Annotated in this window: 13 protein-coding genes; 8 read left to right on the plus strand and 5 right to left on the minus strand. The window is 56.9% G+C overall.

The window, feature by feature from the left end:
• Positions 1-84: 84 nt before the first annotated feature.
• The 3 genes from hmsP to BBB56_RS11420 all read left to right on the plus strand — a co-directional run bounded on the left by hmsP (position 85) and on the right by BBB56_RS11420 (position 5,323).
• Positions 85-2,100, plus strand: a complete 2,016-nt coding sequence (gene hmsP / locus BBB56_RS11405) for a biofilm formation regulator HmsP (RefSeq protein WP_199756232.1) — start codon at positions 85-87, stop codon at positions 2,098-2,100.
• 212 nt (positions 2,101-2,312) lie between these two features.
• The gene (locus tag BBB56_RS11410; protein ID WP_123801076.1) at positions 2,313-3,599 is read left to right on the plus strand and encodes a dicarboxylate/amino acid:cation symporter; all 1,287 of its coding nucleotides are present in this window, start codon (positions 2,313-2,315) and stop codon (positions 3,597-3,599) included.
• A gap of 239 nt (positions 3,600-3,838) precedes the next feature.
• Positions 3,839-5,323, plus strand: coding sequence for a M16 family metallopeptidase (locus BBB56_RS11420; RefSeq protein ID WP_123801077.1), 1,485 nt, complete (start codon positions 3,839-3,841; stop codon positions 5,321-5,323).
• A gap of 3 nt (positions 5,324-5,326) precedes the next feature.
• Here the strand turns inward: BBB56_RS11420 and BBB56_RS11425 are convergent, their stop codons facing one another.
• Positions 5,327-6,199, minus strand: a complete 873-nt coding sequence (locus tag BBB56_RS11425; RefSeq protein WP_123801078.1) for an alpha/beta hydrolase — start codon at positions 6,197-6,199, stop codon at positions 5,327-5,329.
• A 337-nt stretch (positions 6,200-6,536) separates the two neighbouring features.
• Positions 6,537-7,469 (minus strand): 2-dehydro-3-deoxygluconokinase, encoded by a 933-nt coding sequence (gene kdgK / locus BBB56_RS11430; RefSeq protein ID WP_123801079.1) that lies wholly within the window; start codon positions 7,467-7,469, stop codon positions 6,537-6,539.
• Positions 7,470-7,749: 280 nt separating this feature from the next.
• Here kdgK and pdeH point away from each other — a divergent pair, with 280 nt between their 5' ends.
• Together pdeH and BBB56_RS11440 are read left to right on the plus strand one after the other, a co-directional pair.
• Complete coding sequence (gene pdeH, locus BBB56_RS11435) at positions 7,750-8,523, plus strand: cyclic-guanylate-specific phosphodiesterase (RefSeq protein ID WP_123801080.1); 774 nt, start codon at positions 7,750-7,752, stop codon at positions 8,521-8,523.
• 63 nt (positions 8,524-8,586) lie between these two features.
• The gene (locus BBB56_RS11440; RefSeq protein ID WP_123801081.1) at positions 8,587-10,647 is read left to right on the plus strand and encodes an AsmA family protein; all 2,061 of its coding nucleotides are present in this window, start codon (positions 8,587-8,589) and stop codon (positions 10,645-10,647) included.
• Here BBB56_RS11440 and ppiC read toward each other — a convergent pair whose 3' ends face one another.
• Positions 10,648-10,929, minus strand: coding sequence for a peptidylprolyl isomerase PpiC (gene ppiC, locus BBB56_RS11445; RefSeq protein WP_123801082.1), 282 nt, complete (start codon positions 10,927-10,929; stop codon positions 10,648-10,650). It abuts the gene before it with no gap.
• 74 nt (positions 10,930-11,003) lie between these two features.
• On the opposite strand from ppiC, the gene rep reads away from it, so the two are divergent.
• On the plus strand, positions 11,004-13,025 hold the full coding sequence (gene rep / locus BBB56_RS11450; protein ID WP_123801083.1) for a DNA helicase Rep: 2,022 nt from the start codon (positions 11,004-11,006) through the stop codon (positions 13,023-13,025).
• A gap of 14 nt (positions 13,026-13,039) precedes the next feature.
• On the opposite strand, the gene gppA is transcribed toward rep, so the two are convergent.
• Both gppA and rhlB read right to left on the minus strand, forming a co-directional pair.
• Positions 13,040-14,524: a guanosine-5'-triphosphate,3'-diphosphate diphosphatase gene (gppA, locus tag BBB56_RS11455; protein ID WP_123801084.1), complete on the minus strand. Its 1,485-nt coding sequence runs from the start codon at positions 14,522-14,524 to the stop codon at positions 13,040-13,042.
• Positions 14,525-14,531: 7 nt separating this feature from the next.
• Complete coding sequence (gene rhlB / locus BBB56_RS11460) at positions 14,532-15,824, minus strand: ATP-dependent RNA helicase RhlB (RefSeq protein ID WP_123801085.1); 1,293 nt, start codon at positions 15,822-15,824, stop codon at positions 14,532-14,534.
• A gap of 117 nt (positions 15,825-15,941) precedes the next feature.
• Between rhlB and trxA the strand changes: the two genes are divergently transcribed.
• Positions 15,942-16,274 (plus strand): thioredoxin TrxA, encoded by a 333-nt coding sequence (gene trxA / locus BBB56_RS11465; RefSeq protein ID WP_033754540.1) that lies wholly within the window; start codon positions 15,942-15,944, stop codon positions 16,272-16,274.
• 344 nt (positions 16,275-16,618) lie between these two features.
• Complete coding sequence (gene rho, locus BBB56_RS11470; RefSeq protein WP_123801086.1) at positions 16,619-17,878, plus strand: transcription termination factor Rho; 1,260 nt, start codon at positions 16,619-16,621, stop codon at positions 17,876-17,878.
• The last annotated feature ends 118 nt before the right edge of the window (positions 17,879-17,996 follow it).

Genomic DNA, 17,996 nt, shown 5'->3' on the forward strand with positions numbered 1-17,996 from the left:
AGGCAGTAAAAAAAGCCAGTTTCAGGATATACTTGCTGCGCATTGCCCTGTCTGATAACTGTGCTTTTAAGCCTGGAGAAGATTTTGCGCGTCAGTCGTTCACTTACGATAAAGCAAATGGCGACGGTATCAGCGGTGGCGCTGGTTACCATCTCTGTCTTTATCGTTATTCAACTGTTTCATTTTGTGCAGCAGCGCAGGATAGACTACGCCCAGCAGATGGAGAATATCGCGCATACCGTGCGCCAGCCGCTCTCTGAGGCGGTACTCAAAGCCGATATCGCCCAGGCCGAACGTATTTTGCAAACCCTGAAGCCCGCAGGCGTGCTGTCGCGCGCCGATGTCGTCCTGCCTAACGCCTTTCAGGCGCTTCATGCCAGTTTTGAAAACGAAAAGCCCATTCCGCGCCTGATTGCCCGCGTGTTCGAGCTGCCGGTACAAATTACGCTGCCGCTCTATTCGGTGGAAAGCAGCGGATCGCCCAAGCCGCTCGCCTATCTGGTGTTGCAGGCCAACTCAACGCGCGTTTACCAGTTTATCCTTAGCACCGTGTCTACCATGGTGATCACCTATCTGCTGCTGGCGCTGATCCTGTCGGTGGCCATTAGCTGGTGCATCAACCGGCTAATGGTGCATCCGCTGCGCCGTATCTCGCGTGAGCTTCAGGAGCTGCCTCCGCAAGCCATTCTGACGCATAAGCTGACGCTGCCCGCCAGCCACCGCGATGATGAGATCGGTATGCTGATCCGCAGCTATAACCGCAATCAGCAGGTGCTGGAGTCGGTGCATGATGAGATGAGCCGCCTGACCACGCACTATGCCGTGACCGATCTGCCCAACCGCGCGCTGTTTCTGGCGCTGCTGGATCAGCACATCCGCAGCCACAGCAAAGGATTCGGCCTGATGGTGATCCGCATTGAGACGCTACAGGAAGCCAATGGAGTGCTGAGCGACGAGCAGCGCGACATCCTGATGCTGACGCTGGTGGAGAAAATTCGCGGTACTATCGACGACCACACGCTGCTGGCGCAGACCAGCGCGAGCGACTTTGCGCTGCTGATGAAGCGCGCCAGCACGCCATTCAGGGCGATGCGCCTGGCGCGCAGTCTGATGATCCGCCTTAACCAGCCGGTGACCCTGCATCAGCTACAGCTGCGTCCTAACGCCAGCATTGGTCTGGCGCTTTATGATGAAGAGCGTCTCTCGGCGAACGAACAGCTCGATCGGGCCACCTCGGCGATGATGTCGGCGCGTCATTTAGGCAAAAACCAGATCCTGTTTTTCGACGCGGCGCTGACCGAGCGCGCGCAAAAGCGTCTGACGCAGGAGCATGACATTTTGCAGGGGTTACAGGATGAGCAGTTCCGACTCTTCCTTCAGCCGCAGATCAATATGCAGACCGGCGAACTGGCCGGGGCGGAAGCGCTGCTGCGTATGCGGATGCCCGATGGCAGCTACGGTCTGACGGAAGAATTTATCGCCAGCGCGGAAGAGATCGGCGTAATTGGCGCTATCGGACGCTGGGTGTTTGAAGAGGCGTGCCGCATTCTTGCCGGCTGGCAGAAGCGCGGCATTACTCTTCCGCTCAGCGTCAATATCTCCGCAGTGCAGCTGCGCGATGCCAGCATGGTGAGCCATTTGCAGGGGCTGCTTGAACGTCACCATATTGCGCCCGGCAGTTTTGTGCTGGAAATTACGGAAACGGCGCAAATCGGCGATGCCGAAGTCGCGATGGCGCTGCTTCGTTCGCTTCAGTCGGCTGGCGTCGCGGTCGCGCTGGATGATTTCGGCATGGGCTACTCCAATCTCAACTATCTGCATCAGTTTAAATCGCTGCCGGTAAATAAGCTGAAAATGGACCGCAGCTTTGTCGCCGCTCTGCCGGATGACGACACCATGGTGCGCATCGTGGCGGCGATTGCCGAGATTATCCATCTCGACGTCATCGCCGAAGGGGTGGAAACGCCAGAGCAGCGCGACTGGCTGCTGGCGCGCGGTATTCATATCGGGCAGGGCTATCTTTACGCCGAGGCGCTGCCGCTGGAACGTTTTACCCAACTCTGGCTGCCCCGGCTCTCCGGGGATAATGAAAGCCGCTGATCCTTTGATTTCCTGCGTTTTTTAATTACAAAAGTCGTAGCTGAAGCGTTTCAGTTCATAGTTGCGTTTGTAGAAATCCCTCAGGCTTTGTAAGCCTGTATGAATCCAGTTAACAGGGTGTTATTTTTTGCCAACCCCCAGCGACAGGCTCGTCGCGCTGAGGGATATATTAAAACGACAACCTCACAACCCTGTTGTAGTGGACACCTGTTATGAAAACCTCACTATTCAAAAGCCTCTATTTCCAGGTGCTGTTAGCCATCGGCGTCGGCGTCCTGTTAGGCCATTTCTATCCAGAACTCGGCACACAAATGAAGCCGTTAGGGGATGGCTTCGTCAAACTGATCAAGATGATCATCGCGCCCGTGATTTTCTGTACGGTCGTGACCGGGATTGCCGGCATGGAGAGCATGAAAGCAGTGGGGCGCACCGGTGCGGTTGCGCTGCTCTATTTTGAAATCGTCAGCACCATCGCGCTGATTATCGGCCTGGTGGTGGTCAACGTGCTGCAACCGGGCGCAGGCATGAATGTCGATCCGGCAACGCTGGATGCGAAGGCGGTCGCCGTCTATGCCCAGCAGGCGGAACAGCAGGGCGTTATCGCCTTCCTGCTTGACGTCATTCCGGGCAGCGTGATCGGGGCGTTCGCCAGCGGCAATATTTTGCAGGTGCTGCTGTTCGCTATCCTGTTCGGCTTTGCGCTGCATCGTCTTGGCAATACCGGCACGCTGATTTTTAACGTGATCGAGAGCTTTTCGAAAGTCATCTTCGGCATTATCAATATGATTATGCGTCTTGCGCCTATTGGGGCCTTTGGCGCGATGGCTTTCACCATAGGTAAATATGGCGTCGGCTCGCTGGTGCAGCTCGGCCAGCTCATCGCCTGCTTCTACATTACCTGCGTGCTGTTTGTGGTGATAGTGCTGGGGATTATCGCGCGCATAGCCGGCTTCAATATCTTCCGTTTCGTCGCCTATATCAAAGAGGAGCTGCTGATCGTGCTCGGCACCTCATCTTCCGAATCCGCGCTGCCGCGTATGCTGGATAAGATGGAGAAGCTGGGCTGTAAGAAGTCGGTTGTCGGTCTGGTTATCCCCACCGGCTACTCCTTTAACCTCGACGGCACCTCTATCTATCTGACCATGGCGGCGGTATTTATCGCCCAGGCCACCAATGCGCATATGGATGTGTTCCATCAGATCACCCTGCTGGTGGTGCTGCTGCTCTCCTCGAAAGGGGCGGCGGGCGTAACCGGCAGCGGCTTTATCGTGCTGGCGGCGACGCTGTCGGCGGTGGGCCATCTGCCGGTTGCCGGTCTGGCGCTGATTCTGGGTATCGACCGCTTTATGTCCGAAGCGCGTGCGCTTACTAACCTGATCGGCAACGGCGTGGCGACAGTGGTAGTGGCGAAATGGGTCGGCCAGCTGGATGAACGTCAGCTGAAATCGACGCTTTCCGGCGACGCGAAGGCGAAAAAACTGCCGGAAACCTCTGCATAAGGGCAGCTTTACAGTTAAATCCCCACAAATGCCCGCTGTCGCTTGCCCTGACAGCGGGCATTTGCATAATAAACCCCACTTATTTTTTTCATGGTTTTTCACTTTGTTGCGCGACATCCTGGCCTTCCCGTGGTCAAAGACTCTGTTGTCGAAAAACGACGCGGCTAAAACGAAAAACGAACCGCGAATGACAACGGCGAAACGTGCCGGTGATTACGACTTTTTGATTAGAGGTTCACATGCAGGGCACCAGAATTCGGCTTTTGGTTGGGGGGGTAGTATGGATGGCCGCCAGTTTTGGCGTCTGTGCCGAAACGCTGCAACCCGATCCAGCCTGGCAGGAAGGGAAACTGGATAACGGATTAAGCTGGCAGCTGCTGACTACGCCGCAGCGCCCCAGCGATCGCATTGAACTGCGCATGGTGGTTAATACCGGTTCGCTGGTAGAGACCACTCAGCAGAGCGGATTTAGTCATCTTCTGCCGCGTCTGGCAATGGTGCACAACGCCGCTCTCGACACCAACCAGCAGCGCGCGCTATGGCAACAGGCCATGGATCCGCAACGTCCGCTGCCGCCCGCGATCGTCTCCTATGACTACACCCAGTATAACCTTAGCCTGCCTAACAACCGTCCAGAGCTGCTGAAAGAGGCGCTTAACTGGCTGGCCGCGACCGCGGGCAAGATGACTATCAATGAAGAGGTGGTGAGCACGGCGCTCTCCGCTTCCGATCCGACCGCCACCTGGCCCGCCAGTACGCAGGATGTCTGGTGGCGCTATCGCCTGAAAGGCTCAACTCTGCTGGCGCACGACCCGGCTGACCAGCCGCGCGCGCCGGTCGATCTCGCAGCGCTGAACGACTTTTATCAGCAGTGGTATACGCCAGACGCCATGACGCTTTATGTGGTGGGCAACGTAGAGAGCCGCAGCCTGGCGGAGCAGATTAATAAAGCCTTCTCCTCTCTGAAAGGCAAACGCAGCAGTCCTGCGCCGCTGCCGACGCTGTCGCCGCTGCCGCACCAGCCAATTAATCTGGTCAACGGCGCGATGAATCAGGATCGGCTGGCGCTGGTATGGGATTCGGCCTGGCAGCCGATACGGGATTCGCAGAACCTGCAACGTTACTGGCAGAGCGATCTGGCCCGCGAGGCGCTGTTCTGGCATCTGCAACGCACGCTGGGCGACAGCAAAGCGCAGAACTTACAGGTCGGCTTCGACTGCCGCGTGCTCTATCAGCGCGCCCAGTGCTCTATCAATCTGGATACGCGCAACGACGCGCTTGAGTCGGGCCTGAATATGGTGGCGCGCGAGCTGGCCGTGGTGCGGGATAAGGGTTTGCCGCAGGAAGAGTTTGACGCGCTGATGGCGCAAAAGCTGCTGGAGCTGAATAAGCTGTTCGCCACCTATGCGCGCACCGATACCGATGTGCTGATGAGTCAGCGCCTGCGTTCGCAGCAGAACGCGGTAGTGGACATCGCGCCTGAGCAGTATCAGAAGCTGCGTCAGGCGTTTCTTGGCGGCCTGACGCGCGAGCAACTGAATCAGGAGCTGCGTCAGCAGCTGTCGCAGGAGCTGACGATGGTGCTGATGCAGCCGGAAGGCGAAGCGGAAACCAACGTGAAAAACTTACAGGCTATCTGGGATAAGGTCATGGCTCCGCCAGCGAGCAGCGACGCGGCGCCACAGGAGAGCAGCGCCAGCGACAGCGCGCCGCCTTCCACCTAATCCTCAGGTTTTTGCCCTGAGCCACTCGGTCACCAGCATCGGCCAGCTGGCAAGGGGCAAATCCGCTACGCCACGGATGCCGAATCCGTGGCCGCCTTTCTGGTAGAAATGCAGCTCGGCGGGGACGTTGTGTTCGCGCAGCGCGCTGAAAAACGCCATGCTGTTATTCACCGATACCGTTTCATCATCCGCCGCGTGGATCAGCAGCGTGGGCGGCGTTTGCGCGTGCACGCGCGTTTCCAGCGAATACGCATCGATTGTTTTTTGGTCGGGCCAGGCGCCCAGCAGGCGCGTGCGCGAACTTTCATGCGTAATGCCGTCACGCATGCTGATTACCGGATAGACCAGCACCATGGCGTCCGGGCGCGGCGAAAAGGTATCCGCGCTATCCTGCACCGGATAGATTTTCTCTGCGTAGCGCGTTCCCAGGCTGGCTGCGACGTGTCCGCCTGCCGAGAAGCCGGTCATGACGATATATTTGCCGTTCAGGCCGCGCTGCGCTCGTTCGCGCAGTACGCGCACCGCACGCTGCGCATCGGCCAGCGGCGCGTCGGGACCTTCATGATGGCCGTCGTAGGGCAGGCGATAGGTCATCACCGCCAGCGTGTAGCCCATAGCGGTAAAAAATGTCGCCAGCGCGCTGCCTTCACGGTCGATCAGCACGCGCTGATAGCCGCCGCCCGGCGCGACCAGCAGCGTAATGCCGTTGGACTCTTCGGGATACCAGAGCGCGATTTCCGGGCAGCGCACGCCGGTCGCGGCACGGTCATAAGGCTCATACTCTTTTGCCAGATCGACAATTTGCGGCTGCGCGCGCGAATCGCTTGCGCCGGGCGCGTCGCCGTTTGGCCAGATAGTGATAATGTCTGTGTGCATAAAACTGTCCTGATGCGAAAAGTATTGTCGTTGTTTTATCGCGGCCGGATAAACAGCGTCCTGCTGTTATTGAGGAAAAGATGGTCTTTTTTAGCGCGGTCGTCCATCCGAAAACAGGTCGCGGAGAAGGATTCAGACTATGCCTGGAAGGCGGTAGTGAGGCGGGTTGCAGGCCTGAAATAAGGCGTGTTAGCAGAATTAAAATTAGCGCCGATGGTTAATTGGCTTTTAACAAAAATACGCCGAAAAATATCGTGCGTTAACGCAAATGAGATGCGCGTTAATTTTGTCTTTTGCGAAATGAAATGAACAAGCCTCGCATAAGCGAGGCTTGTTATTACTCTGGCATCGCCTCAGACGGAATAATCGCGCCGCGATGCTGAATCACCGTGCTGGCGGTCAAATGGCCGCGTTCGGCCGATGCCTCCGCCGACCCGCCGGTCAGACGCTGTGACAAATACCCCGCGCTGAACGAGTCGCCTGCGGCGGTGGTATCAATTACGCGCGCTGGATCGAGACGCACGGCGGGGACCTCAATCAGCGCATCGTCGCCGAGCGCGACCAGACAGGATTCTGCGCCGCGTTTGATAACGATTTCGCTGGCGCCGGCTTCGCGCGTGCGCTCAATAACGGCGCTTACCGGATATTCGCCCCACAGCAGATGTTCATCGTCCAGCGTCAGAAAGGCGATGTCGGTGCGCTGTAGCATCGCGCGGTAGGCCTGCCGGGCGCTGGCCTGGTCAGCCCACAGGCGCGGGCGGTAATTATTATCGAAAATGACCTGGCCGCCGTTGGCGCGGCAGCGATCCAGCAGCAGCATCAGCTTCTCACGACTCTCCGCAGGCAGGATGGCCAGCGAAATGCCGCTCAGGTAGAGATAGTCATAGTTCTCCAGCTCGCTGACGATGGCGGCAGACTGCGGGCCATCAAGCCAGTAGCGCGCGGCGGCATCGCTGCGCCAGTACCAGAAGGTGCGCTCGCCTTTATCATCGGTTTCAATGACGTACAGGCCGGGCATTTTGTTTTCCAGCCGTTGAATTAATCGGGTATTTACCTTTTCCTGCTGCCATGCAGCGATCATCTGGTCGCTAAAGGAGTCAATGCCCAGCGCCGTGACGTAATCAACGCTGAGCTGCGCCTCATCGACCTGGCGCGCCAGGTAAACCGCCGTATTCAGCGTATCGCCGCCAAAGCCGCGTTTGATGTTCTCACCCTTTTCGGACAGCTCAATCATGCACTCGCCGATAATGGCTATTTTTTTATGCGTCATGGTATTTGGCCTGTAGAGAAATAGTGCTTTAGTCTCGCGTCTGGTATGGCAGACGTCAATGGTTTTTAAAACGCCGTTTTAATTCCACTTAAGTAAAAAAAGGCCTTTCTTAGCGGCGATTTAGCGGCCAAACGCAGGCTTTTTTTCACGATTGCGTCCTGGCTTGATTGGTACACTCTGTAGTCTTATGTGACCAGCATGTGAATAAAGTTATCGCGGGGATAGCCGATACTTGCCGCTGAGCTGCCACATGGCACTCGCCAACAACCAGGAAAAAACCATGATGATGAAGAATATTAGTCATCGGCTACCTTCTTCAACGGACATCAACCCAAAACAGGAAGCGCGTCTCTTCTGGCAGCAATGCCAACGATTCTACACTTTCCAGCCGATATATCAGGTATCGGGCCGGTTGCTGGCAATTGAAATCCTGACCGCAGTGGCGCATCCGTCTGCGCCGAAGAAGCGATTATCGCCGGAGTCCTATTTTGAAGCGCTGGAGATTCATCAGCGTCTGCATGTTGTTCAGGAGCAGCTTGGACTCCTGAAAGAGTGGCAACACTTCTTTTGCACCAATAACGTGGTGGCATCGGTCAATATTGATGGGCCGACGCTGATGGCGATCCAGCAATATCCGCCGATTCGCCAGCTAATCACCGAGCTGCCCTGGGTGCGTTTCGAACTGACGGAGCATCATGCGCTGCCGCAGGAAGAGATGATTGCGCAGATGCCCGAGCTGGGACCGCTGTGGCTGGATGATTTCGGCTCCGGCATGGCGAACTTCTCGGCGCTGACCGAATTAAAGTATGACTACATCAAACTGTCGCGCGAACTCTTTATTCTGCTGCGTAAAACCGCAGAGGGCGAAGCGCTGTTCTCTATGCTGCTGGCGTTGATCAACCGCTATTGCAACGGCGTCATCGTGGAGGGCGTCGAGACGGAAGAGGAGTGGCGACAGGTATGCTGTTCTCCCGCAATGGCCGCCCAGGGATACTTTTTTTCGCGCCCGGTCCCTTTTTCACAACTTAATCATCTGCCGCTTCAGCTTGCCTGATGTTCTTCCACCACGTCTCGACTATCTTTAACTAAGACGGTGAAGAGGCAAGGAGGAAGCGAGATGTCGCGTACGGGAAAAATTGTTAGCTGGGTGGCAGGGATTTTTTTGTTGCTGGTTGTGGTGGTTGTCGTGGTTATTGCGACCTTTGACTGGAATCGCCTGAAGCCAACCATCAACCAGAAAGTCTCGACGGAACTGAATCGCCAGTTCGCCATTCGCGGCGATTTAGGCGTTGCCTGGGAGCGCAATCGGGATGAGCCGGGCTGGCGTAGCTGGATACCCTGGCCGCACGTTCACGCTCAGGACATTATGTTAGGCAATCCGCCGGAGATGGCGGAAGTGACAATGGTGCATCTGGAGCGCGTCGACGCAACCCTTGCGCCGCTGGCGCTGCTGCACAAAGAGGTCTACATTCCGTGGATCAAGCTCCAGCAGCCCGACGCGCGGCTGATTCAGACAGCCGATAAAAAGAACAACTGGACCTTCAACCTCGCCAACAGCGAAAACCCTAATCCTGATGCCCCTCCTTCTGCCTGGTCATTCCGCCTTGATAACATCCTGTTCGACCAGGGGCAGGTGCGCTACCGCGATGCGGTCAACAATGCCGACGTCACGGTAAAAATTAATCCGCTTGGCAAACCGGTGCCCTATGCGCAGATTGCAGGAGGAAATGACGCGCAGAAGGGAGCAGGCGACTTTGTTTTCGGCTGGCAGGCGCGCGGCACCTACAATAATGAACGTCTGGAAGGGGAAGGTAAGACTGGCGGTATGCTGTCGCTGCGCAGCAAAACGACGCCGTTCCCGGTGCAGGCCGACGTGCGTAACGGCACGACGCGCGTGCAGGTCACCGGCGGTATTCAGGATCCGATGAACCTGGGGGGGCTGGATGTGCGGCTGCGTTTCTCCGGAGATACGCTGGCGAATCTTTATGGCCTGACCGGCGTGCTGTTGCCTGATACCCCGCCGTATGAAACCGACGGCCACCTGATTGCCCGCTTCGCCGGGAAGAAAGGGCCGGAATACCGTTATGAAAACTTCAACGGCCATATCGGCGACAGCGATATTCACGGCTCGCTCACCTATACCCAGGGGAAACCGCGTCCGACGCTGGTCGGCGAGCTGAGTTCGAAACAGCTGCGTATGGCGGATCTGGGACCTTTAATCGGCGTCGACTCAGGTAAAGGCAGCGCCAAAACTGAACAGGCGAAGGCGAAGCGCGGCGAGAAATCAGCTCAGCCTGCCGATCGCGTGCTGCCCCATGACAAATTTGATACCAAAAGCTGGGACGTGATGGACGCTGATGTGACGTTCAGCGGGAAGCGTATTGAACACGGCAGTTCGCTGCCGTTAAGCGATCTTTATACCCATTTACAGCTAAAAAATGGCGATCTGCTGCTCGACCCCCTGCGCTTCGGCATCGCGGGCGGCTCGCTGAACAGCACTATTCGTCTCGAAGGCGACAGGTCGCCCATGCGCGGCCGCGCGGATATTCACGCGCGTCGACTGCATCTGCGTCAGCTATTCCCTGATGTCGAAGCGATGCAGCGCAGCCTGGGCCAGCTGAATGGCGATGCCAGCTTTACCGGCACCGGCAACTCGGTGGCGGATCTGCTCGCCACCAGCAACGGCCAGCTCAAGCTATTAATGAACAATGGCTTAATCAGCCGCAGCCTGATGGAAATCGCCGGGCTTAACGTCGGCAACTACGTGGTCGGCAAGCTGTTTGGCGACGACGAAGTGCGCATCAACTGCGCCGCCACCGATGTGAAGCTGCAAAACGGTCTGGCAACGCCAAACCTGTTTGTCTTCGATACCGAAAATGCCGTCATTAACGTGACAGGCAACGCTAATTTTGCCAGCGAGCGCCTCGATCTCTCGATCAATCCGGAAAGCAAAGGCGTGCGTATCGTCACGCTGCGCTCGCCGCTCTATGTGCGCGGCACCTTCAAAAATCCGGACGCAGGCGTGAAGGCCGGACCGCTCCTCGCGCGCGGCGCGGCGGCGGTAGCGCTCGGCGCGGTGGTGGCGCCCGCCGCCGCGCTGCTGGCGCTGATCAGCCCAAGCGATAATGATGATAATCAGTGCAGCAACGTGCTACAGCAAATGAAAGAGAAGAAGTAATCAGTTGCGGTAGAGCACTTTAATGATGTGGTAGCCAAACGCGGTTTTCACCGGCCCAAAGGGTTTGAGCAGCGGACAGGTGAAGACCGCTTTGTCAAAGGCCGGCACCATCTGGCCCTGACGAAACTCGCCTAAATCTCCGCCGTTGCGCCCTGAAGGGCAGGTCGAATGTTTCTTCGCCAGCTGCTGAAAGCTGGCTCCTTTTTCCAGCTTCGCCAGTAGTTCTTTAGCCTGCGCCTCTTCTTTCACCAGGATGTGTAAAGCCGCCGCGGTTTTCGCCATGATAGTCTTCCGATTGTGTATACTGGCGGCCCATTATTTCATCCCCTTCTCTTTTTACTGAGCGATTTTTTACTATGCGTTTAAACCCCAGCCAACAACGTGCCGTCGAGTTTGTCACGGGTCCCTGTCTGGTGCTGGCCGGGGCGGGATCGGGCAAAACCCGCGTCATCACCAATAAAATCGCCCACCTGATCCGCGAGTGCGGCTATCAGGCGCGCCATATCGCGGCGGTCACTTTTACCAATAAGGCGTCGCGCGAGATGAAAGAGCGCGTGGCGCAGACCCTCGGCAAAAAAGAGGCGCGCGGCCTGATGATTTCGACCTTCCATACGCTGGGGCTGGAGATCATCAAGCGCGAGTATGCCGCGCTGAACATGAAGTCGAATTTCTCGTTGTTCGACGATACCGACCAGCTGGCGCTGCTGAAGGATTTAACGCAGCCGTGGCTGGAAGAGGATAAGACGCTGTTGCAGCAGCTTATTGCCACTATTTCCAACTGGAAGAACGACCTGGTGGATCCGCCGCGCGCCGCCGCGCTGGCGCGCAGCGAACGCGATAATATCTTCGCCCACTGCTACAGCCTGTACGATCAGCACCTGAAGTCCTGCAACGTGCTCGACTTCGACGATCTGATCCTGCTGCCGACCCTGCTGCTACAGCGCAACGAAGAGGTGCGTGAACGCTGGCAGCAGCGTATCCGCTATCTGCTGGTGGATGAATATCAGGACACCAACACCAGCCAGTATGAGCTGGTAAAACTGCTGGTGGGCGCGCGCGCGCGTTTTACCGTGGTTGGCGACGACGATCAGTCTATCTACTCCTGGCGCGGCGCGCGGCCGCAAAATCTGGTGCTGCTGAAAGAGGATTTCCCGGCGCTGGAAGTGATCAAGCTGGAGCAGAACTACCGCTCGTCGCAGCGCATTCTGAAAGCGGCAAACATCCTGATTGCCAATAACCCGCACGTTTTTGAGAAGCGGCTATTCTCCGAGCTGGGTCTGGGCAGCGAGCTAAAAGTCGTTACCGCTAGTCATGAAGAGCATGAGGCGGAGCGGGTCGCAGGTGAGCTGATTGCTCATCACTTTATCAACAAAACCCAGTATAAAGACTACGCCATTCTCTATCGCGGCAATCATCAGTCGCGGGTGTTTGAAAAGCTGCTGATGCAGAATCGCATTCCCTATCGCATCTCCGGCGGCACGTCGTTTTTCTCGCGCCCGGAGATCAAGGATTTGCTGGCCTATTTGCGCGTGCTGACCAACCCGGACGACGACAGCGCATTTCTGCGTATCGTTAACACGCCGCGTCGCGAGATCGGTCCGGCCACGCTGCAAAAGCTGGGGGAATGGGCCAACCTGCGCAACAAAAGCCTGTTTAACGCCAGCTTCGACGTAGGGTTAGGGCAGACGCTAAACGGGCGTGGTCTGGAGCATCTTCAGCGATTTACCCACTGGCTGCATGAGATCGTGCAGATGGTCGATCGCGAGCCGGTCAATGCGGTGCGCGATTTGATTCGCGGCATCGACTACGAGAGCTGGCTGTTTGAGACGTCAGGCAGCCCGAAAGCCGCCGAAATGCGCATGAAAAACGTTAACACGCTGTTTCAGTGGATGACGGAGATGCTGGAGGGCAGCGATATTGACGAGCCAATGACGCTGACGCAGGTGGTGACGCGCTTTACGCTACGCGACATGATGGAACGCGGCGAGAGCGATGAGGACCTCGATCAGGTACAGCTGATGACGCTGCACGCTTCAAAAGGGCTGGAGTTTCCCTATGTTTTTCTGGTCGGCATGGAAGAGGGACTGCTGCCGCATCAGAGCAGCATCGACGAAAACAACATCGAAGAGGAGCGCCGGCTGGCCTATGTTGGCATCACGCGCGCGCAAAAAGAGCTGACGTTTACGCTGTGCCGGGAACGCCGTCAGTACGGCGAGCTGGTGCGGCCGGAGCCGAGCCGCTTTTTGCTGGAGCTGCCGCAGGACGATGTTGTCTGGGAAACGGAGCGCAAGGTAGTCAGCGCCGAAGAGCGGATGAAAACCGGTCAGAGCCGTGTGGCTGGCTTGCGGGCGATGCTCGATAAAGCGAAAAAGGGCTGACGGCCCTTTCTCTTTTACATAACAATCAGCGGCCAGTGCACATAGGACTGATAATGACTCTCCTGCTCAAGCAGTTCGGCGCGTAGCGGATGCGCGGCCAGCCAGCCAGAGGGCAGGGAGAGGCGCAGCTCATCGTCGCTGGCCTGTAGGCGCACCGCAGGCAGGGTGTCGTCGCGACGACGGCTGGAGAAAATAATCGCCAGCCGCAGCAGACGACACAGGCGTTCGGCCAGACGCGGCGGCAGCGCGTTCTGCTGCGTCAGCATGGCCAGGTCGATGTTGCCGCTCTGATTCTGCAACAGGCAGGCCAGCAGCTTCTTTTGCGCAGGCGTAAATCCGGGAAGATCGAGGTGGCGAACCAGGTAGGCAGCATGCTGCGGCGCATAGCGAAAATCGACGCTGAGACCAATTTCCTGTATTGCGCAGGCGCTAAGCAGTAGCTCCCGACAGTGCTGATCCAGCTTCCATGCGGCGCTGACCTGGCGAAAAAAGCCTTCAGCCAGCTGGCGAACGCGCGCGGCCTGCTCCACATCTATGGAAAAGCGGCGCTGTATATTTTGAAGCGTGCGGCTGCGAATATCGCGGTCGACCGGCAGATGCAGCATGCCGTAGACCAGGCCTTCGCGCAGCGCGCCGCCCGCCAGCGTCATGCTTTCAATGCCCAGCTCCTGAAACACGGCGATGAGGATCGACAGGCCGCTGGGAAAAACCAGCGCGCGCTCAAGCGTTAGCCCTTCAATTTCCAGCTCTTCCAGCTTGCCGCACTGAATGGCGCGCTGTTTAAGCTGTTGCAGCTTGCTCAGGGTGATGCGTTCATCCATCCCTTGCGCCACCATAATTTCCTGTAGCGCCTGGACGGTGCCGGATGCCCCTACGCAGGCTTCCCAGCCTTGCGCGCGCAGCGGCGCGACGATGGGACGAATCATGTCGCGGGCGGCCTGCTCAGCGGCGGCAAAGTTCTCTCTGGCCAGGTGGCGGTCGCTGAAAAAGCGCTCAAGCCAGGTGACGCAGCCCATCGACAGGCTGAATAGCACGGAAGCGTGCGAGCCGTCGCCGGTCGCCAGCTCAGTGCTGCCGCCGCCAATATCGACCACCAGCCGCTTATCCGAGCCGCCGGTGGTGTGCGCCACGCCCTGATAAATCAGGCGGGCCTCTTCTTCGCCGCTGATGACATTCACCGGACAGCCAAGAATCTGCTGCGCGGTAAGCAGGAAGTCAGCCGCATTGGCGGCAAGACGCAGCGTTGCCGTCGCAACGACGCGGATCTGTTCGGTGGGGATGTCCTGGAGCTGCTCGGAAAAGAGCTTAAGACAGTCCCAGCCGCGCGTCATCGCCTCGGCAGAGAGCTGGTTGTTTTTATCCAGTCCGGCCGCCAGACGCACCTTGCGCTTGATACGCGCAACGGTCTGAATGCTTCCGGAAACTTCGCGCACCACCAACATATGGAAGCTGTTGGAGCCTAGATCGATCGCGGCATAGAGTGACGATGCGCTTAGCATAGGTGGATTAACCTGAACGTTTGCGGTTGTTGTTGCGCGGCGCGCCACGGCGATTCGCGTTATTGCCGCCGCGACGCGGACCGTTGCCGGTGCGGCTGCGCGCCAGACGTTTCGGCGGCGGCAGATCGTTCATCAGCGCATCGCTGTTGTACTTGCTCACCGGGATGCTGTGACCGATATACTCTTCGATCGCCGGCAGATTCAGCGCGTACTCTTCGCACGCCAGGCTGATCGAATGTCCGCTTGCGCCCGCGCGGCCGGTACGGCCGATACGATGGACGTAATCTTCGCGATCGTCAGGCAGGTCGTAGTTGAAGACGTGCGTCACGGCGGGAATATGCAGCCCGCGCGCCGCCACGTCGGTCGCAACCAGGATATCGACGTCGCCTTTGGTGAAATCATCCAGAATGCGCAGGCGCTTTTTCTGCGCGACGTCGCCCGTCAGCAGGCCAACGCGATGGCCGTCGGCAGCCAGATGGCCCCAGATGTCTTCGCAGCGGTGCTTGGTATTGGCGAAAATGATCGCGCGGTCGGGCCACTCTTCTTCCAGCAGCGTCTGCAACAGGCGCATTTTTTCTTCGTTGGAAGGGTAGAACAGCTCTTCTTTGATGCGGTGGCCGGTTTTCTGCTCTGGTTCGACTTCAACGTACTCAGCATTGTTCATGTGTTCGAAAGCCAGCTCGCGCACGCGCCAGGAGAGCGTTGCGGAGAACAACATGCTCAGACGCTGCGTGGCAGGCGGCATGCGGCGGAACAACCAGCGAATATCCTTAATAAAGCCGAGGTCGAACATGCGATCGGCTTCGTCGAGCACCACGACCTGAATGGCGCCGAGGTTTACATGATTCTGTTTTGCGTAATCAATCAGGCGGCCTGTGGTGCCCACCAGAATGTCGACGCCGTCAGCCAGCACTTTCAGCTGCTTGTCGTAACCGTCGCCGCCGTAAGCCAGACCGAGTTTCAGACCGGTCGCCTGCGCCAGCGGTTCGGCATCAGCGTGGATCTGCACAGCCAGCTCTCGCGTCGGAGCCATGATCAACGCGCGCGGCTGGTTGATCTGACGGCCTTCCTGCGCCGGGTGAGAGAGAAGATGATGAAACGTTGACGTCAGAAACGCCATCGTTTTGCCGGTACCGGTTTGCGCCTGGCCTGCGACATCACGCCCTGAAAGCGTAAAAGGCAGAGCTAACGCCTGAATAGGCGTACAGTTATGAAAGCCTTTTTTATCAAGGGCTTCCACGACCAGAGGGTGCAGGGCGAAGTCGGAAAACTTCTTTTCTGTTAAGTGTGTTTTGCTCATAGTGTGGTAGAATATCAGCTTACTATCGCTTTACGAAAGCGTATCCGATGAAATAAAGTCAACCTTCGTTGGTAAACTTTACGCCAATTCGCCAGGCATAATCTTGTGGAGTAATACATGAGCAGCGATAAAATCGTTCACCTCACCGATGACAGTTTCGATGCAGACGTTCTGAAAGCAGAAGGTGTCACGCTGGTAGATTTCTGGGCTGAATGGTGTGGTCCTTGCAAAATGATCGCCCCTATTCTTGACGAAGTTGCCGAAGAGTACGACGGTAAGCTCACGATCGCCAAGCTGAACATCGATGACAATCCGGGCACCGCGCCGAAGTACGGCATTCGCGGTATTCCAACGCTGCTGCTGTTTAAAAACGGTGAAGTCGCCGCCACGAAAGTCGGCGCGCTGTCTAAAAGCCAGCTGAAAGAGTTCCTGAACGCCAACCTGGCGTAACCGGGACAGAACGTTCGGTAGTGGTGAATTTGCTTCCACTGCTGGACGTTCGCATTTTAGCGTGCTAAGTTACTTTCACTGCATTACGCACTTACCTTGTAGTTTGCATCTTAAGATTTCCTTTGTTAAACCCTGAAGCACGTTCCGTATACAGCGTTTAGCAATTCTGACGGTTAGCACCAACTTTGGCATTGCATTTCAACCGTCTCTCTCGCTTCCAGTCGCCATCCCTGACGATGATCGTCGAGAAGAGTTGAAAGCGCCATTAACAGGCATGGAATATTACGCCATACCATTCACGACCAACATTTCGAGAATTACCCCGAGTTTAAGAACCCATCACTATGAATCTTACCGAATTAAAGAATACGCCGGTTTCTGAGCTGATAACCCTCGGCGAAAATATGGGGCTGGAAAACCTGGCGCGTATGCGCAAACAGGATATTATTTTCGCCATCCTCAAACAGCACGCGAAAAGCGGCGAGGACATCTTCGGTGATGGTGTACTGGAGATATTGCAGGACGGATTTGGTTTCCTCCGCTCCGCAGACAGCTCCTACCTCGCCGGTCCCGACGACATCTACGTTTCTCCCAGCCAAATTCGCCGCTTTAACCTTCGCACTGGTGACACCATCTCCGGCAAAATTCGTCCGCCGAAAGAGGGTGAGCGTTACTTTGCGCTGCTGAAGGTTAACGAGGTTAACTACGATAAGCCGGAAAACGCGCGTAGTAAGATTCTGTTCGAAAACCTGACGCCGCTGCACGCGAACAGCCGTTTGCGCATGGAGCGCGGCAATGGTTCGACGGAAGACCTTACCGCTCGCGTACTGGATCTGGCATCGCCGATCGGCCGCGGTCAGCGTGGTCTGATTGTCGCGCCGCCGAAAGCCGGTAAGACAATGCTGTTGCAGAATATCGCGCAGAGCATTGCCTATAACCATCCAGACTGCGTACTGATGGTGCTGCTGATTGACGAACGTCCGGAAGAAGTGACCGAGATGCAGCGTCTGGTTAAAGGCGAAGTTATCGCCTCGACCTTCGATGAACCGGCTTCCCGCCACGTTCAGGTTGCCGAGATGGTGATCGAGAAGGCGAAGCGTCTGGTTGAGCACAAGAAAGACGTTATTATTCTGCTCGACTCCATTACCCGTCTGGCGCGCGCCTATAACACCGTCGTACCGGCTTCCGGCAAGGTACTGACCGGTGGTGTGGATGCGAACGCCTTACATCGTCCGAAACGCTTCTTCGGTGCGGCCCGTAACGTAGAAGAGGGCGGCAGCCTGACGATTATCGCGACCGCGCTGATCGATACCGGTTCGAAAATGGACGAAGTGATTTACGAAGAGTTTAAAGGCACCGGTAACATGGAGCTGCACCTCTCGCGTAAAATCGCAGAAAAACGCGTCTTCCCGGCGATTGACTACAATCGCTCCGGTACGCGTAAGGAAGAGCTGCTCACCTCTCAGGAAGAGCTGCAAAAGATGTGGATCCTGCGCAAAATCATTCACCCGATGGGCGAAATTGATGCAATGGAGTTCCTCATCAACAAGCTGGCAATGACCAAAACCAACGACGAATTCTTCGATATGATGAAGCGCTCGTAATCCCGTTCTGGCTGGCAGAGTCGGCTAAACCGACTTTTTTAGCCAAAATGACCAGGAAATTGCCCTAACGCCACGTCTTAGCGTGGCGTTTTTTATTTGTGCGCATTAGGATTACCGC

Source organism: Candidatus Pantoea deserta (assembly GCF_003813865.1).
Lineage (GTDB): Bacteria > Pseudomonadota > Gammaproteobacteria > Enterobacterales > Enterobacteriaceae > Pantoea > Pantoea deserta.

Excerpts from the sequence above, each read along its gene's own strand:
- BBB56_RS11410 (WP_123801076.1), top strand. The coding sequence starts at position 2,313 with ATGAAAACCTCACTATTCAAAAGCCTCTATTTCCAGGTGCTGTTAGCC.
- BBB56_RS11420 (WP_123801077.1), top strand. The coding sequence starts at position 3,839 with ATGCAGGGCACCAGAATTCGGCTTTTGGTTGGGGGGGTAGTATGGATG.
- BBB56_RS11425 (WP_123801078.1), bottom strand. The coding sequence starts at position 6,199 with ATGCACACAGACATTATCACTATCTGGCCAAACGGCGACGCGCCCGGC.
- kdgK (WP_123801079.1), bottom strand. The coding sequence starts at position 7,469 with ATGACGCATAAAAAAATAGCCATTATCGGCGAGTGCATGATTGAGCTG.
- pdeH (WP_123801080.1), top strand. The coding sequence starts at position 7,750 with ATGATGATGAAGAATATTAGTCATCGGCTACCTTCTTCAACGGACATC.
- BBB56_RS11440 (WP_123801081.1), top strand. The coding sequence starts at position 8,587 with ATGTCGCGTACGGGAAAAATTGTTAGCTGGGTGGCAGGGATTTTTTTG.
- ppiC (WP_123801082.1), bottom strand. The coding sequence starts at position 10,929 with ATGGCGAAAACCGCGGCGGCTTTACACATCCTGGTGAAAGAAGAGGCG.
- rep (WP_123801083.1), top strand. The coding sequence starts at position 11,004 with ATGCGTTTAAACCCCAGCCAACAACGTGCCGTCGAGTTTGTCACGGGT.
- gppA (WP_123801084.1), bottom strand. The coding sequence starts at position 14,524 with ATGCTAAGCGCATCGTCACTCTATGCCGCGATCGATCTAGGCTCCAAC.
- rhlB (WP_123801085.1), bottom strand. The coding sequence starts at position 15,824 with ATGAGCAAAACACACTTAACAGAAAAGAAGTTTTCCGACTTCGCCCTG.
- trxA (WP_033754540.1), top strand. The coding sequence starts at position 15,942 with ATGAGCAGCGATAAAATCGTTCACCTCACCGATGACAGTTTCGATGCA.
- rho (WP_123801086.1), top strand. The coding sequence starts at position 16,619 with ATGAATCTTACCGAATTAAAGAATACGCCGGTTTCTGAGCTGATAACC.